12 protein-coding genes are annotated in these 15,786 nt (G+C 69.5%); 8 read left to right on the top strand and 4 right to left on the bottom strand.

What is annotated here, in order from left to right:
• Window positions 1-96: 96 nt before the first annotated feature.
• Genes AC3RJ7_RS13265 through AC3RJ7_RS13230 form a run of 8 tightly spaced genes read left to right on the top strand, consistent with a single transcriptional unit; the run spans window position 97 to window position 9,544 of the window.
• A complete protein-coding gene (locus tag AC3RJ7_RS13265; RefSeq protein WP_491456329.1) occupies window positions 97-1,419 on the top strand; it encodes an ABC transporter substrate-binding protein in 1,323 nt (440 codons plus the stop codon).
• A gap of 54 nt (window positions 1,420-1,473) precedes the next feature.
• Complete coding sequence (locus tag AC3RJ7_RS13260) at window positions 1,474-2,364, top strand: carbohydrate ABC transporter permease (RefSeq protein ID WP_491456328.1); 891 nt, start codon at window positions 1,474-1,476, stop codon at window positions 2,362-2,364.
• Window positions 2,361-3,251: a carbohydrate ABC transporter permease gene (locus AC3RJ7_RS13255; RefSeq protein ID WP_491456327.1), complete on the top strand. Its 891-nt coding sequence runs from the start codon at window positions 2,361-2,363 to the stop codon at window positions 3,249-3,251. The genes AC3RJ7_RS13260 and AC3RJ7_RS13255 overlap by 4 nt, the downstream gene beginning before the upstream one ends.
• Window positions 3,248-4,750 carry an FGGY-family carbohydrate kinase gene (locus tag AC3RJ7_RS13250; protein WP_491456326.1) on the top strand — a complete coding sequence of 501 codons (1,503 nt, stop codon included), beginning with the start codon at window positions 3,248-3,250 and terminating at the stop codon, window positions 4,748-4,750. Before AC3RJ7_RS13255 ends, AC3RJ7_RS13250 begins: the two co-directional genes overlap by 4 nt.
• Entirely contained in the window at window positions 4,747-5,397 is a 651-nt protein-coding gene (locus tag AC3RJ7_RS13245) for a class II aldolase/adducin family protein (protein WP_491456325.1), read from the top strand. Before AC3RJ7_RS13250 ends, AC3RJ7_RS13245 begins: the two co-directional genes overlap by 4 nt.
• Window positions 5,398-5,404: 7 nt before the next feature.
• Window positions 5,405-6,364: a class II fructose-bisphosphate aldolase gene (locus tag AC3RJ7_RS13240; protein ID WP_491456324.1), complete on the top strand. Its 960-nt coding sequence runs from the start codon at window positions 5,405-5,407 to the stop codon at window positions 6,362-6,364.
• 17 nt (window positions 6,365-6,381) lie between these two features.
• On the top strand, window positions 6,382-7,881 hold the full coding sequence (locus tag AC3RJ7_RS13235; RefSeq protein WP_491456323.1) for an FGGY-family carbohydrate kinase: 1,500 nt from the start codon (window positions 6,382-6,384) through the stop codon (window positions 7,879-7,881).
• Between the two features lie 28 nt (window positions 7,882-7,909).
• On the top strand, window positions 7,910-9,544 hold the full coding sequence (locus AC3RJ7_RS13230; protein WP_491456322.1) for a fucose isomerase: 1,635 nt from the start codon (window positions 7,910-7,912) through the stop codon (window positions 9,542-9,544).
• Between the two features lie 11 nt (window positions 9,545-9,555).
• Here AC3RJ7_RS13230 and AC3RJ7_RS13225 read toward each other — a convergent pair whose 3' ends face one another.
• From AC3RJ7_RS13225 to AC3RJ7_RS13210, 4 genes are all read right to left on the bottom strand, one after another.
• Complete coding sequence (locus AC3RJ7_RS13225) at window positions 9,556-10,353, bottom strand: DeoR/GlpR family DNA-binding transcription regulator (RefSeq protein ID WP_491456321.1); 798 nt, start codon at window positions 10,351-10,353, stop codon at window positions 9,556-9,558.
• Between the two features lie 132 nt (window positions 10,354-10,485).
• A complete protein-coding gene (locus tag AC3RJ7_RS13220; RefSeq protein ID WP_491456320.1) occupies window positions 10,486-13,413 on the bottom strand; it encodes a GH32 C-terminal domain-containing protein in 2,928 nt (975 codons plus the stop codon).
• 333 nt (window positions 13,414-13,746) lie between these two features.
• Window positions 13,747-14,751 carry a PfkB family carbohydrate kinase gene (locus AC3RJ7_RS13215; RefSeq protein WP_491456319.1) on the bottom strand — a complete coding sequence of 335 codons (1,005 nt, stop codon included), beginning with the start codon at window positions 14,749-14,751 and terminating at the stop codon, window positions 13,747-13,749.
• A 3-nt stretch (window positions 14,752-14,754) separates the two neighbouring features.
• Window positions 14,755-15,786, bottom strand: a complete 1,032-nt coding sequence (locus AC3RJ7_RS13210; protein ID WP_491456318.1) for a LacI family DNA-binding transcriptional regulator — start codon at window positions 15,784-15,786, stop codon at window positions 14,755-14,757.

Genomic DNA, 15,786 nt, shown 5'->3' with positions numbered 1-15,786 from the left:
CTTGGGGGCGAGAACGCAAATGTTCTAACGTCGAAATCGCAGCACGGGACCCGACGTGGCTGCCTCGTTACAACGCAGTAAAGAGAGGACACAGCAATGGCGCAGCGAAAGATCCTCGCCGCCGCAGGTGCGATCGTCGCAACGGTCACGCTTGCTTCGTGCGCGGGCGGCGCGGCACCGACCAACACCGAGAGCGGCAGCGCCGACACGGTGTCGTTCCGGTCATGGAGCCCGATCGAGCAGACCACACGTCAGATGATCGATGCATTCGAGGCCGAGAACGACGGGTCGATCGACGCGACGATCTTCAACTACCCCGAGTACATCGTCGACCTCCAGAACCGTGCGAGCTCGAACACGCTGCCCGACCTCGTCGGCCTCCAGCCGGGGGCGCTCACGCAGCAGTACCGCGACTACCTCATGCCGCTGCAGGACTGCGCGGCGGACACCTGGGGCGACGACTGGCAGAGCAAGTTCTACCCGATCGGCATCGACCAGGCTCGAATGGGCAATCCCGAGGGCGACGAGAACTTCTATTCGCTGCCGCTGCTCACCCAGACGGTCAACCTCTGGGCGAACACCGAGATCCTCGACGAGCAGGGCCAGCAGGTCCCGGCCACCTGGGACGATCTCGAGGCGAGCGCCGACGCGATGGGCGGCAACGACTTCGCACCGTTCCTCCTGCCCGCCAAGGACTCGTGGCTCCGAAACGTCGTGTTCATGCAGATCGCGAACAACATCGAGCCGGGCGTGGTCGAGGCGGCCGAGGACGGCGACGTCGCGTGGACGGACCCGAGCATCGTCTCGGCGTTCGATTACTGGCAGAAGCTCTTCACCGAGGGCATCGCGCAGGACGGCGCGATCGGCCTCGACGCGTACCCGTCGGGTGTGAACCAGTTCGAGGCCGGGAAGGCCGCGATGATCCCGCTCGGTGCGTGGTGGATCCAGCAGTCGGACCCGACGAAGGACCAGTCGACGATCCCCGAGCTCTCGAAGGGCATGGCCGGCTACGAGCCGTTCCTGTTCCCGACGATCCCCGGGGGTGCGGCGGAGTCGCAGTACGTGGGCGGCATCGATGTCGCACTCGGCATTTCGAAGGATTCGAAGAACCCGGACCTCGCGTGCAAGGTGCTCACCGACTTCATCGCCGGTGCGGGTGCGCAGAAGCTCATCAACACGATGAACGACATCCCCGCCGTCACCGGGCTGAACCCCGAGGAGTTCACGAGTGACAAGCAGGAGGAGATCTGGAACACCTTCGTGAACGACTGGCTTCCCCAGGTGAAGTACTCCCGGTACTTCGAGTCGCCCGACATCGATCAGGCGGTGGCCGACGCCCTCGCCGCGATCGCGACCGGCGACATGACGCCGCAGGAGGCGGCCGAGTCGGTCCAGAAGGTCCAGGACTCGAACGGCTAACGCTCTGAAGGGCGCCCGGGACGAACCGGGCGCCCTCTCCCTCGGAGGCATTCCATGAAGCAACTCACGCGCGAGCGATTGACGGGCCTGGCATTCCTGCTCCCGACGCTCGTCCTCTTCTTCGTGTTCGTCGTCTACCCGATCTTCTACAACCTGCAGGCGAGCACGCTGAAGTGGGACGGCGTGAACGCGGGGACGTTCGTCGGGTTCGGCAACTACCTCGAGCTCATCCAGGACCAGACGTTCCTCATCACCCTGCGGAACTCGGTCTTCTGGATCGTGCTCACGATCATCCCGCAGACCGTCGGCGGATTCCTGCTCGCGGTCGCGCTGAACCAGAAGATCCGGGGGAGCACCGTCTACCGGGCCTTGTTCTTCATCCCGGCGATCCTCTCGCCGGTCGTCGTCGGCATCGTGTGGCAGAGCATCCTCGACCCGTTCAACGGAGTGCTCGCCCAGTTCGGGCGGGCGACGGGGCTCACGTTCCTCTCCGGCGACTACCTCACGAACCCCGACACGGCGATCTTCACCGTCATCTTCGTGAACGTGTGGATGTGGACCGGGTTCTCGATGCTCTTCTACCTCGCGGGCCTCCAGCTCATCGACCCGAGCCTGACGGAAGCGGCGCGCATGGACGGCGCCAACGGGTTCCAGACGATGGTGCGGATCACCTTCCCGCTGCTGAAGAACACCACCCTCTCGCTCGTGCTGCTCGGTGTCATCGGCTCGCTCAAGACGTTCGAGCTCGTCTACGTCCTCACGCAGGGCGGGCCGAACCACGCGTCGGAGATGCTGCCGACGTTCGCATTCCAAGAGGCCTTCCAATTGCAGAGCGTCGGGTACGCCTCGACGATCAGCGTCGTGCTCCTCATCATCGCAGTGGCGAGCTCGCTGTCCATGGTCCGCGTGTTCGGAGCCGGCTTCATCACGGGAGACGAGAAATGACCGTCATGACGGAGACCCGGCATATCACCGTGCCGGAGGCCGAGCAACTACGCCCGCATCGTCGCGGTACGCCGGGGGTCCACCGCAACTGGCTGCACTTCGTGCTCATTCCGCTCGCGGTGCTGTGGATGGTGCCGCTCATCATGACCGTCGGGCTGTCGCTGATGCCGCCCGAGAATCCTTCGACGCAGTTCTTCGGGATGCTGCCCGAGGTGTTCAGCTTCAAGAACTACGTCATCATCTGGGAGCAGAACCCGATCTTCCTGCACCTGCTCAACAGCCTGATCATCACGGTGCCCTCGGTGCTGCTGGTCTGCCTGCTCGGTTCGATGGCCTCGTTCGCACTGGCCCGGCTTCGGGTCCCGCTGAAGGCGCTCATCTTCGGCGCCCTGATCCTCGCGCTCATCCTTCCGATGTCGAGCATCGTCGTCGCCACGTTCCGTATCCTGCAGTCGCTGCAGCTGTACAACAACCTGCTCGGCCTCGTCCTGGTCTACACGGCGCTCGGACTTCCGTTCGCGGTGATCATCATCCGGACCTCGTACCTGGCCATCCCCCTCGAGACCTACGAGGCGGCCCGCCTCGACGGCGCGAGTGCCTGGCAGATCTTCTGGCGCATCTACCTGCCCCTGGGCAAGCCGGCCCTCGCCGTCGTGGCGATCTGGCAGACGATGATGAGCTGGAACGACTTCCTGCTCCCGCTCGTCGCACTCAGTGACAATGCGCTCAAACCGTTGACGCTCGTGCCACTGGCGTACCGGGGCATGTACCTCAGCCAGCCCGGTGCGTTGTTCGCGATCCTGGTCCTGATCTCGATCCCGGTCGTCGCGTTGTTCATCTTCATTCAGAAGTACCTCGTGAACGGACTGTCGGGGGCGATCAAATGAGTGTTCTCGGCGTCGACCTCGGCACCAGCGGCGTCCGGGCAGTCGTGTTCGCGGCCGACGGTCGCGTACTCGCCGAGGCCGACGAACCGCTCGTACTGCGCCGGGAGGCGCCCGGCCGGGTCGAGCTCGATCCGGCGGAGGTGCTGCGGGCCGCGGAGTCGGTGGTGGCCCAGGTCGCCACCTCTGCGACCACGCAGGGCGACCGACCGCAAGCGCTCGCGTTCGCAGTGCTCGGCGAGGCGGTGCTTCCGCTCGCCGCTGACGGCAGCGCGCTCGCCCGGGTCGCGGTCAGCATGGATGGCCGGGGAGAGCCGGCGGCCCGCCGCCTGGACGATCGGCTCGGCGCGGCACGATTCACCGCCATCACCGGTCAACCGCTGCACGGAATGTTCTCGGGTTTCAAGATCGCCGCAGGCGGAAGCGGTTGGGAGAGCGCGGCCGCGTATCGCTGCGTCGGCGACTACGTCACCGAGCACTGGACCGGCCGCGCCGCCATCGACTTCAGCCAGGCCGCCCGCACCGGGCTGTTCGACGTCGAGCGCGCGACGTGGAGCGACGAGATCATCGACGCGCTCGCCGAAGACGCGCCATGGCTGCGCCGCGAGCGGCTGCCCGAGCCCGTCGCCGGCGGGCTCATTGCCGGCCGCGTGACGACCGAGGCCGCCGCGCGGCTCGGCCTCGATGCCGGACTGCCGGTCGTCGCGGGCGCGCACGACCAGGCCGCCGCCTATCTCGGCGGCGGCGGAGTTCCGGGCGAGAGCTCGGTCATCGCGTTCGGCTCCAGCGACTGCGTCACCGTCGGCACGGCCCGTCGCCCGGAAGGCCTCGACGGCACCGGTTTCGCGTCGTACCGGGTCGACGACGACCTCTGGGTGACGCTCGCCGGAACGGCGGCCGGCGGCTGGGCGCTCGAGTGGTTCGCCGCGCTCGTCGGCGGCGCCGTCGGCGAGGTGTTCGGCGACCTCGCCCCGCAACCTCCGTCGCTCATCGTCCTTCCGTATCTCGCCGGCTCCGGAACCCTCGACAACGACCCGAACGCGCGCGGGATCGTCGTCGGTCTCACGCTCGAGACGACGACGCCCGAACTCGCTCGCGCGGTCGTCGAGGGCGCCGGCTTCGAGTTCGCGAAGATCATCGACGCGTTCGCCGAGCGCGGTGTCGGGCTCGGCGTGCTCAGGGTCAGCGGCACGGGTGCGCAGAACGCCGCGGCATTGCGTGCGCGGGCCGATGCGACCGGCTCGCCACTCACCCCGGTGACGAAGGATGCCTCCGCGCGTGGCGCGGCGGTCCTCGCCGCTCGCGGAGTCGGTGTCGATGCGCCGGGCCTCCGGGCGGTGCCCGCCGCGACCGGCGAGACCCAGTTCCCCGATCCCTCGACGCGCGCCTGGTACGTCGCGCAGCGCCGACGATACCGCGCGCTCTACGAGACCACCCGATCCCTCATACCCGGGCCCTTCGAGGCCGAAGAACCTGCTCAGAAGAAGGAGAACACACCATGAGCATCACCGAGACCGCCTTCGACCTCGCAGCTGCGAAGCGCGAGATCCACGCCTACTGCCTGCGGTCGATGGAGTACGGCCTGAACTTCAACACCCAGGGCAACATCTCCATCAGGGTTCCCGGTGTCGAGGACCGCTTCCTCATCACTCCGACGGATCTCGAGTACGACAAGATGTCGCCGGAGGACATCGTCCTCGTGAATGGCGACAGCGAGGTCATCGACGGTCGCCTCGGCCCGTCGAGCGAGGTCACCGTCCACATGGCGGTCTACAAGCGGCGCCCCGACGTGAACGCCATCGTCCACTCGGAGCCGGTGTTCTCCAACGTGTGGGGCGTCATCGGCGAGCCGATCCTCGGCACCCTCGTCAACATGGTGATCTACACCAAGGGCGATGTGCCGATCATGCCCTTCGAGCTCAGCAACAACACCTCGTTCGGCGAGCACATGTGCGACGTCATGGGCGACCTGAACGCGGTGGTGTGGGCGAACCACGGCCTGCTGACGGTCGGGCCGAACCTCCGCGACGCATTCAAGACGAGCGTCGCCGTCGAGTCGGCGGCGAAGGTGCAGGCGTACGCGCGCGGCATCACCGACACGCCCATCGTGCTCGAGTACGACAAGCTCGGCATCGACCACGCGCTCTGAACCGCCCATGCTGCTCACCCTTGACGAAGCCCTCGCCGATGCGGAGCGAGGCGGCTATGCGGTCGGCGCGTTCAACGTGTCGAGCCTCGATCAGGCCATCGCGGTGCTCGACGCGGCCGAGGCCAACCGGTCGCCGGTCATCGTCCAGGCCATCGCCGGGATGTCGGCCTACGACGACGAGTCCCGCTGGTGGGACCGGCTCCGCCGGCTGATCGACGACTACTCGTCCGTCGCCGCGGTGCTGCATCTCGACCACGGCCGCACGTTCGACGACTGCGCCCGCGCGATCGACCACGGCTTCTCGAGCGTGATGATCGATGCCAGCCGCGATCCCGAGACGGACGAGCCGGCATCGTTCGATGCGAACGTCGCGCTCACGCAGCGCGTCGTCGCGCTCGCGCATCCCGCCGGCGTGAGCGTCGAAGGCGAACTCGGCACGATCGGCGGCGCGGAGGCCGGGGTCACCGGGACCCTCGAGGAGATCGTGTTCGCCGACCCCGAGACCGCCGAGCGCTTCGTCGAGCTCACCGGGGTCGATGCGCTCGCGGTCGCGGTCGGCACCAGCCACGGCTCGGTGAAGTTCACGGACGCCGAGGGCGGACAGCGCCTACGCGTCGCGCTGATCGAGGAGATCAAGGACCGACTGCCGGACACGTACCTGGTCCTGCACGGATCTTCGTCGGTACCGGCCGAGGCCGTCGCCGTCATCAACGCGAACGGCGGACTCGTCCGGCCTTCCTATGGGATCTCGCCCGAGCAGAAGGCCGACGGGATCGCCACGGGTATCCGGAAGATCAACCAGGGAACGGACTCGCACCTCGCATGGACCGCTGCGCTGCGGGAGTTCCTCGCAGCGCACCCCGAGGTCGTGGAACCGAGCGCCCTCGTGGCGCCGGCCAACCGCGCGTTCCAGACGATGGTGACGCGACGGATGATCGAGTTCGGCTCGGTGGGCCGAACATCCTGACTGGAGACGAGAAGCACATGCCGCCGAACTTCGTCATCGGTGTCGACATCGGCACTTCGAGCACGAAGGGCGTGCTCGTGGACACCGAGTCCGGCGCGGTCCTCGCGACGGCGAGCGTCGACCACGAGGTGAGCCGCCCGCGGCCCGGATGGGTCGAGATGGACGGGGACGTCTGGTGGGACGAATTCGTCGGCCTCACCCGGCGTCTGATCGCGGAGTCCGGAACGCCCCCGGAGTCGATCGCCGCGGTAGGGGTCAGTGGGATGGGGCCGTGCGTGCTCCTCGCGGACGAGGACGATGAGCCGGTCCGTCCCGCCATCCTGTACGGCGTCGACACGCGAGCGACCGAACAGATCGCGTCGATGACCGCCGAGCTCGGCGTCGACGACATCGTGCGCGTCGGGGGCTCGACCCTCACCACGCAGGCAGCGGGACCGAAACTCCAGTGGATCCACGACCACGAGCCGGCCGCTCGCCGACGGGCACGCCGCCTGTTCATGCCCGCATCCTGGCTGGCACGCAAGCTGACCGGTGCCTACGTGCTCGACCACCAATCGGCCAGCCAGTGCTCGCCGCTCTACGACATCGAGCGCGAGCAGTGGCGCGAGGACTGGTGGCTCCGGTATGCATCCGGAATCGAGCCGCCTCGGCTCCGATGGGCCGGCGACCCGGCCGGAACGGTCACCGCGGACGCCGCAGCGATCACGGGCCTGCGCGAGGGAACTCCGGTCATCACGGGCACGATCGACGCCTGGTCGGAGGCCGTCAGCGTCGGGGCGCACGAGAACGGCGACCTGATGCTCATGTACGGAACCACGATGTTCCTCATCGCCACCGGCGAGCAGACGCTCCGCACGCCGTCGATGTGGACGACGGCCGGCGCCTTCCCCGGATCCCGAAACCTCGCGGGCGGATTGGCGACCTCAGGGGCGATCACCGCCTGGTTGAAGGAACTGGTCGGTGCGGACTATGCGGCGCTCCTGGGCGAGGCGGAACTCTCGCCCCCCGGCGCGAACGGGCTGCTCATGCTCCCGTACTTCGCCGGTGAGCGCACGCCGATCCAGGATCCCGACGCCCGCGGCGTGCTCGCCGGGCTCACCTTGAGCCACTCGCGCGGCGATCTCTACCGCGCGGCGCTCGAAGCGACGGCGTTCGGCGTCCGCCACAATGTCGAGACCATGCGCGCGGCCGGCGCCGACATCCGACGGATCGTGGCCGTGGGCGGAGGCACGCTCGGCCGCCTGTGGCTCCAGATCGTGTCGGATGTCACGGGCCTCGAGCAGGAGGTACCGGGTACGACCGTCGGCGCGAGCTACGGTGCGGCCGTGCTCGCCGCCGGGCTCGTCGGCCCGGCGCCCGACCTCTCGACCTGGAACCCCCCGGTCACGACCATCCGCCCCGATCCGGGTCGGCGGGACGACTACGACGAACTGTTCGGGCTGTACCTCGAGCTCTACGACTCCACCAAGACCATCGCACACCGGCTCGCCGCGCGGCAGAGCCGTCGAGACACCTGACCGGCGACCCCACCAGGAGGAAGCAACCATGACGACGTACACCCTTCCCACCGTCGCGCAGCGGCCGGCCCCAGCGCCCAAGACGGCCTACCTCATCGCGAGTGGAGACCTGCGCGAGTCCGCCAACACGGCCGGCTGGGCGACGCAGGCGAAGATGGAGGCCGACGTCACCGCGGCGTTCGCCGACCTCGGCTGGACGGTCACGCGCGCGAACGACGTCGATCCGGAACTCGGTCACGGGTTCATCCGGAGCCAGCGGATGGGCCTCGAGGTCTTCAAGACGATCCCCGTCGATGCGCCGCTGATCGTGGCCGAGGCGGTCTGGCAGTACTCGCACCACGTGCTCGCCGGCCTCCGCACGCACCGGGGTCCCATCCTCACGGTCGCCAACTTCGCTGGGGACTGGCCCGGGCTCGTCGGGCTGCTCGGGCTCAACGCCGGGCTGACGAAGATGGGCAAGCCGTACTCCACGATCTGGTCCGTCGACTTCACGGACGACTGGTTCAAGGCGGGGCTGCGGGAGTGGACCGAGACCGGGATCATCACGCACGATGCCTCGCACGTGCGGGAGCTCCCCGAGCTGCCCGACACCGACGAGGTCGCCCTCGGTCGCGCGCTCGGCCGGGAGCTGCTCGCCGACAAGGCCATCATCGGCGTCCTCGACGAGGGATGCATGGGCATGTACAACGCCATCTTCGACGACGAGCTCCTGAATCCGATCGGCATCTACAAGGAGCGCCTGTCGCAGTCCGCGCTCTACGCGGAGATGCTCACCGTCACCGACGACGAGGCCGACGTCGCGACCGCGTGGCTCACCGAGCAGGGGATGACGTTCGTGTTCGGTTCGGACGAGGCCACCGAACTCACGCCGGCGCAGGTCCGCTGGCAGATGAAGATGTACATCGCGGCACTGCGGATCGCCGACGACTTCGGCCTGGACGCCATCGGCATCCAGTACCAGCAGGGTCTGAAGGACCTCGTCCCGGCGTCGGACCTCGCGGAGGGCGTGCTCAACTCGACCAACAGGCCCCCGGTCCGCTCCCGTGACGGCGAGCGAGAACTGTTCGCCGGGCGGGCGTTCCCGCACTTCAACGAGGCCGACGAGGGCGTCGCCGTCGATGCGCTCATCACCGACCGGGTGTGGCGCGCCATGGGGCTCGTGCCCGACAACACCCTGCATGACGTGCGATGGGGAGACGAGTACGGCGGTCGGTTCGTCTGGGTGTACGAGATCTCGGGTTCCGTGCCCGACTCGCACCTCGGCGGCTGGCAGAACGCGGAGGGATGGCGGCAGAGCCCGGTGTTCTTCCCGGCCGGCGGGTCGACGATCAACGGGGTGAGCAAGCCCGGTGAGGTCGTGATCTCGAGGGTCTTCATCGCCGACGGCATATTGCAGGCCGACGTCTTCCGCGGGACGGTCGTCGAGCTGCCGGAGGAGGAGACCCTTCGACGCAAGAACGCGACCAACCCCGAGTGGCCGATCGCCCACGTCGTGCTCCACGACGTGTCCCGCGACCAGTTCATGGCCCGGCACAAGGCCAACCACGCGCAGCTGGTCTACGCGCCCGATGCCGAGATGGCCGACCGGGCGCTGGCCGCGAAGGCCGCGATGCTCGACGAGATCGGGGTCAAGGTGAACCTCGTGGGCCGCGTGAACCTCTGACCCGACCCGCGTCAGGCGGTGATGATCTCGAGGCCTGCGCCGCGCAACGCCTCGAGCTGGGCGGCGTCCGCTTCGACGCCGGTGATGAGCGTGTCGATGTCCGAGAGCGGGGCGACCCGGCTGAGCTGGGTGACCCCCAGCTTCATGCTGTCGGCGACGATGACGCCCCGGTGGGCGGCTTCGAGCATGCGGCGCTTCATGTCGGCTTCGGGCACGTTGGCGTTCGTCACGCCGACATCGACCTGAACGCCGGTGCATCCGATGAACGCGATGTCCGCCTGCATGCGGTCGAAGAGCATGTCGGCGAGCGGCGCGACCAACGAGTGCTGTTCGGGCCGGAGCGTGCCGCCGGTCACGATCACGGTGAACCGCGGAATCGCCTTCTCGAACTCCAGCGCGATGTTCAAGGCGTTCGTGATGATCACGACGTCGGAGATGTCCTCGCGGGCGGCAAGCGATCGCGCCACCGCGGTCGTCGTCGTCCCGACGTCGAGGATCACCGCCTGGTACGAGCGCACCATCTGGGCGGCCGCCCGTCCGATCCGCTTCTTCTCGTCGACGCTCGTCATCATCGACTTCTCGAACGGGCGCTCGAGCGCCCGTGAGCGCAATCCGGCGATCGCTCCACCATGGACGCGCTGGATGACCCGCGTCTCGGCGAGCGCATCGAGGTCGGAGCGGATCGTCACCTCGGAGACGCCGAGGAATCGGCTCAGATCGGAGACGCGGGCGAAGCCGTGCTGCTCGATGAGCGACATGATCTTCTCCCGCCGTGATTGGGGGAGCAGACCGGGACCGGGGTTCGACACGAAGCGATCATGTGCCGCTTGCGTTTTTTTGTCAATCCGTCGGCACCGCAAACCGACCCGCTGCGACCCACGGCCGAATCGCCAGGGGTTGGGCGGGGCGCCCGGTCAGCACGGCGGGCGCCCCACCCGGTCTCATCCGGCGACGTGCACCGTGATCTCGCCGCCGTCGGTCACCCCGGCCGAGTTCTCGAGCTCGACGGCGTAGCGGTGCTCGCCTGCCGCGGCACCGGAGATCGAGAAGGTGACGACCCGTTCGGCGTCGGCGTCGCGGTAGGTCCGATCGATCACGCGACCGTCCTCGAGCAGTCGCACGACGGTGGTCGGCTCGCCCCTGCCCGTCTTCACCTTGAGATCGAAGTCGCCGTCGGCGTCGGGGCCGCGGCGCGGCCCGGTGAGCGCCGAGACCTCGGCCGCGGGCGGTGCCGCGGTCGCGTCGTCGGCGCCCGCCTCCTTCCACATCGCGCCGTTGAGCGGCGTCACCGTGAGCGACTCGAGCGTCGCCTCGCCGCCGTCGGCGAACAGGCCGATTCGGTCGGCCCCGGCGTTCGGGAAGACCTGGTCGGTGATCGTCGTGCGGCCGTCGGCCGTGAACACCTCGACCGAGGCGCGGTCGACCCAGACGGTGAGGGCGATGCGGCCGTCGGCGAGCGGCACGGCGACGTCGTCGATCGATGCGAAGCCGGGGTGGAAGCCGGTGACTCCCGAGTCGCGGCGGTCGACGAACAGCCGGCTCGATCGCGCGTCGTATCCGATGCGCGTCGCCGACTCGTCGTCGCCGAGCACGGTCAGCCCCGCGGCATCCGCTGTGCCGGGGTCGATGATGGCGTCGATGCGCACCCGGTCGCCCGCGATCGGCAGGGTCTCAGCACCCGAGCCGATCGCCCGGCCGCCGGCGGCACCGGCCGGGTCGGTGTAGATGCGGTCGTCCTGCTCGAGCTGCGCGAACTCGGGCACGACCTGCTGCGTCAGGCGCGGACCCTTCGGGGTGCTGACGAGCGCGACCTCGCGCGGCAGCGCCATCGCGCTCCGCCAGGAACCGGTCGGGATGTCCTGGGCGTAGTCCCAGTCGTTCATCCAGCCGAGCATGACCCGTCGGTCGTCGGGCGCGCCGTTGAACGACACGGTGGCGTAGTAGTCGCGGCCCCAGTCGAGCCAGTCGTACCCCTCGATGCGCGGCGTCGCCGAGGCATCGGAGAACATCACCTGGTCGACGAGCACGTGCCCCCAGCCCGACCGGTTGTTGTCCACGATGCGAACGGATGCCTCGCGCCCGGCGAACTCCGAGACATCCCAGCTGCGCCAATCGAGGCCCTCGCTGTTCGTGCCGGTCGCCGACCGCACGACCTCGCCGTCGACGATGAGGTTGACGGTCGTCTCATCCGAGCGCACCACCGCGGGCTCGGCGCCGAGCACGAAGTGGTCGGCGGTGAGGTGCCCCCAGCCACCCGTGGCGGCGTCGTGCACGCGCAGCCTCGCTTCGCGGCCGGCGAACTCCGAGACATCCCAGCTGCGCCAGTTCAGGGCGCCCGCCTCGGGGCCGGTCGCCGCGCGCACGACCTCGCCGTCGACGACGAGCTGCACCTCGAGCGACCCGTCGGTGCGCTTGCCGCCGCCGAGCAGGAAGCTCAGGTGCGCTTCACCGGGCTCGATCGTGAACGCGGGCGACGTGAGGTCGCCGACGTTGTCGTCGCCCTTCGGACCGCCTTCCCACGTGTTGATGCGCTTCGCGCCGAGGAAGTACTCGCCGCCCGCGGTCGAGGGGTTGCGGGCCGGGTCGGTCGCGAAGTCGCCCGTGATCTCCCAGCCGCTGTCGGCGAGCGTCGTGCCGTCGGGCAGCTCGAAGTCGAAGAGCGTGCGGCCCGCGGGCGGCTCGTTGCCGAGCTGCGCGCCGTCGACGTGCGGGTGGTTGCCGCCGCCGACGAGCAGGTTCACGACGTCGCTCTCGACGGTGAAGGTCGGCGACTCGAGGGTGCCGACGGGCCAGTCGCCGTCGTTGAATCCGTTGACGAGGCCGGCGCCGATGTAGCCCGACACGGGGTTCTGCCCGGGCAGGGTTCCTGCGGCGGGGGCTTCGCCCCACGGGCCGTTCTTCCAGTTGCCGGGCTCGTTGTTCACGGTCCAGCCCTCGTAGCTGCCGTCGTCGAAGCCGGCGAACAGCGTGCCCTCGGGCAGCTGGTCGGCGCTCACCGTGCTCTCGGAGGTGAACGTCGTTCCGTCGAAGTCGCCGACGAAGTACTGGCCGCCCGAGCCGCCGTTCGGCCCGCCCGGGTTGAGGTTCACCACGAGCACCCACTTGGTGTTCGCCGGGTCGCCGTCTACCGCGAGGGGGAACAGGTCGGGGCACTCCCAGATGCCGCCGGTCGCGTTCGCCGGGCCGAACGTGCTGAGCTCGGTCCAGGTCTTGAGGTCGTCGCTGCGCGAGAGGATCACCTGGTAGCTCGTCGCCTCGACCGCGGCCATCACCCAGTACGACTCGCCGGTGTCGGGGTTCGTGTAGCGGAACACCTTCGGGTCGCGGAAGTTCGCCGAGTCGCGGTCGTAGACCGGGTTGCCCTCGTACTTCGTCCACGTCTGCCCGTGGTCGAGCGAGTAGGCGAGCGACTGCGCCTGCTTGCCCGCGTGGGTCGGGTGGGCGCCGGTGTAGGCGCTCGTGTAGATCGCGACGAGCGGCGGGTCGTCGGCGGTGCCGAAGCCCGTCGTGTTCTCCTCGTCGACGACGACCGAGCCCGAGAAGATGTCCTCGATCGCGACGCCCGAGCCGTCGAAGGTCTGCGGGATCGCGAGCGGCTGCTCCTCCCAGTGCACGAGGTCGGTGCTCGTCGCATGGCCCCAGCTCATGTTGCCCCAGCGGGTGCCGCTCGGGTTGTGCTGGAAGAACAGGTGCCACGTCCCGTCCTCGTAGACCAGGCCGTTCGGGTCGTTCATCCAGTTGCGTTCGGGCGAGAAGTGCAGGTACGGGCGGTACTGCTCGCTCGCGGGGTCGGGTGCCGTCTCGGCAAGCGCCGGCGCGGCGGCGGCGAGCGTGCAGCCCGCCGCGGTCACGGCCGCGACTGCGGCCAAACGGAATCTTGATACCGTCGTCATCGGTTGAATCGCCCTTCATTGCGCGGAACTCGTCACCGAAGTGACATCGTTGTCAATCGAACGTCGGCGATGCTACGCAGTGTCGACCGGACAATGCAAGCGCGAGGCGACACCTGTCGTGCGGCGTCGCCCGACGGGTCGCGCGGTGCGGTCTCATCGCGCGCGCCGTCCCACGGCGCGGACTCGAGTGCGGGTGTCGCGCGGTGCGGATACGGTGGCCCGCGCCCGAGCAGTGGCAGGTCCGAGTGGCAGGTCAGCGGTGGCGGGCTCCGGTCGTGCGGCTCGTCGGTGAGGGGAGGCCGGCGCGGCTCAGCTGCCGATCGTGTCGGGCGGTCCGACGGCGTGCGGCACGCGCAGCAGCGCCCCCTCGTGGCGCACGGTCGCGGCCGCGATCGTCATCGCCGCGTCGAGCGCGACGGACCAGGATGCCTCGTCGTCGGGCAGCCCGCGGGCGCCGACGTGGTGCGCGATGGCGGACAGGGTCGCATCGCCGGCACCCATCGTGTCGACGACCGGTCCCGGCAGCGGCACGATACCGGCGCGCACGTGCAGGTCGCCGTGGTGCACGGCGGCCCCGTCTCGGCCGGCGGTCGCGAGCACGGCGAGGGGGCGTGGGCGCGAGGCATCCGGGTCAGGGGATGTCGAGCCCGTGTCGCTGCCGCCCGCCGACTGGCGGGAGGATGCAGCGCGTAGCCGCTCGACGAACACCTCGAGGCCCTCACCGAGCAGCAGCTCGGCGTCTTCGTCGCCGACCTTCACGAGCAGGGCGCCCGCCGCGACGTCCTCGAACGCGGCCGCGAAGGCGGCGCGGTCGTGCAGCATGCCGGCGCGGGGGTTGCCGTCGACGACGAGGCGCTCGGCGCTGCGCGCGATCGCGGCGCGCAGCGCGGCGACCTGGCCGGCGTCGTCGAACGGGAAGCAGCTGACGACGACGAGATCGGCCCCGTCGATCGCGGCGAGGGTCGCCCCGTCGAAGCGCAGCGCGCGGTGTCGGGCCGCCTCGTTGAACTCGTAGCGCGGCTCGCCCTCGCGGCGGTCGGAGATCGCGCGGGAGGTGCCGCGCGGTGACGGGCTCGCGACGAGCCGCACCCCGTAGTCGTCGAGGAAGGCGCGGATGCGCCGGCCCGGCTCGTCGTCGCCGACCATCGCCACGAGCGTCACCTCGTCGCCGAGGAGCGACAGGCCGACCGCGACGTTGAGCGCCGCGCCGCCGACGAACTCGCGGGAGCCCTTCGGGTCGCGGAGCTCGTCGATGAGCGCGTCGCCGATGACGGTGACCCGCGTGCGGCGTGTCGCCTGTGCCTGCTCGGCCACCCGTCAGCCCGCCCGCGGGGGGATCTCGCCGCTGCCGCGCTCGATGAGCTCGGTCGCGATGACGGTGCGGGTGGCGGGCGAGTCGTCGCCGTCGAGGCGGGCGAAGACGCGCTCCGCGGCGACGCGGCCGATCGCGTACGGGTCCTGTGCGACGACCGTGGCACCGGGCTCGAGCAGGTCGGCGAGCGGCACGTCGTCGAACCCGACGAGTGCGGTGTCGCGATGCCGCCCGAGTTCGCGGAGTGCACGGATCACGCCGATCGTCACGAGGTTCTGGCTCGAGAAGATCGCCGTGGGCGGGTCGGGCTGCGAGAAGAGGGCGAGCGTCGCCTCGCGAGCGGATGCCTCGTCGTGGAGCTCGTCGATCATCGGCAGATCGCGCGTGGCCACGCCGGCCCGGCCGAGCTCCTCGAGATAGCCGCGACGGCGCTCGCGCGCCGTCTGGATGCGGACGCGGTCACCGAGGTAGGCGATTCGGCGGTGGCCGCGCTCGATGAGGTGGCGGGTCGCGGCGGCGGCGCCGTCGGCGTTGTCGCTCACGACGACGTCGGAGGAGAGGCCGGCCGGCTCGCGGTCGACGAACACGATCGGCGTGCCGCGGCGCTGCTCGGGTGCGAGGTAGGCCTGGCTGTCGGAGACGGTCGTGAGGATGAGGCCGTCGACCCGGCGGCGGAGGAACGCCGAGACGGTCGCCTGCTCGCGGTCGGGATCGTCGTCGAGACTCGAGGCGAAGACCGCGACCCCGCGGCCGAGGGCGACGTCTTCGACGGCGCGGTGCACGGCCCCGGCGAACGGGTTGTCGACGCTGCCGACGAGGAGACCGAGCGTGCGGGTTCGGCCGTCGGCGCGGCGCAGGTTGCCGGCGTGGAGGTCGGGCTGGTAGTCGAGCGTGCGGGCGGCCTCGCGCACCTTGGCGATGGTCGCGGCGCTCACGTTCGGTTCGCCGTTGATGACTCGCGAGACGGTCTTGATGCCGACGCCGGCGAGGGCGGCGACATGGCGCATGGTCGGCCGGGAGCGCGGCCCTTCGTCCAT

The sequence above is a fragment of the Agromyces solani genome, assembly GCF_058349925.1.
The sequence above is the reverse complement of the archived record's forward strand: the minus strand, read 5'-3'. Positions and strand labels throughout refer to the sequence as shown.

Excerpts from the sequence above, each read along its gene's own strand:
- AC3RJ7_RS13250 (WP_491456326.1), top strand. The coding sequence starts at position 3,248 with ATGAGTGTTCTCGGCGTCGACCTCGGCACCAGCGGCGTCCGGGCAGTC.
- AC3RJ7_RS13235 (WP_491456323.1), top strand. The coding sequence starts at position 6,382 with ATGCCGCCGAACTTCGTCATCGGTGTCGACATCGGCACTTCGAGCACG.
- AC3RJ7_RS13210 (WP_491456318.1), bottom strand. The coding sequence starts at position 15,786 with ATGGACGAAGGGCCGCGCTCCCGGCCGACCATGCGCCATGTCGCCGCC.
- AC3RJ7_RS13265 (WP_491456329.1), top strand. The coding sequence starts at position 97 with ATGGCGCAGCGAAAGATCCTCGCCGCCGCAGGTGCGATCGTCGCAACG.
- AC3RJ7_RS13255 (WP_491456327.1), top strand. The coding sequence starts at position 2,361 with ATGACCGTCATGACGGAGACCCGGCATATCACCGTGCCGGAGGCCGAG.
- AC3RJ7_RS13245 (WP_491456325.1), top strand. The coding sequence starts at position 4,747 with ATGAGCATCACCGAGACCGCCTTCGACCTCGCAGCTGCGAAGCGCGAG.
- AC3RJ7_RS13260 (WP_491456328.1), top strand. The coding sequence starts at position 1,474 with ATGAAGCAACTCACGCGCGAGCGATTGACGGGCCTGGCATTCCTGCTC.
- AC3RJ7_RS13240 (WP_491456324.1), top strand. The coding sequence starts at position 5,405 with ATGCTGCTCACCCTTGACGAAGCCCTCGCCGATGCGGAGCGAGGCGGC.
- AC3RJ7_RS13230 (WP_491456322.1), top strand. The coding sequence starts at position 7,910 with ATGACGACGTACACCCTTCCCACCGTCGCGCAGCGGCCGGCCCCAGCG.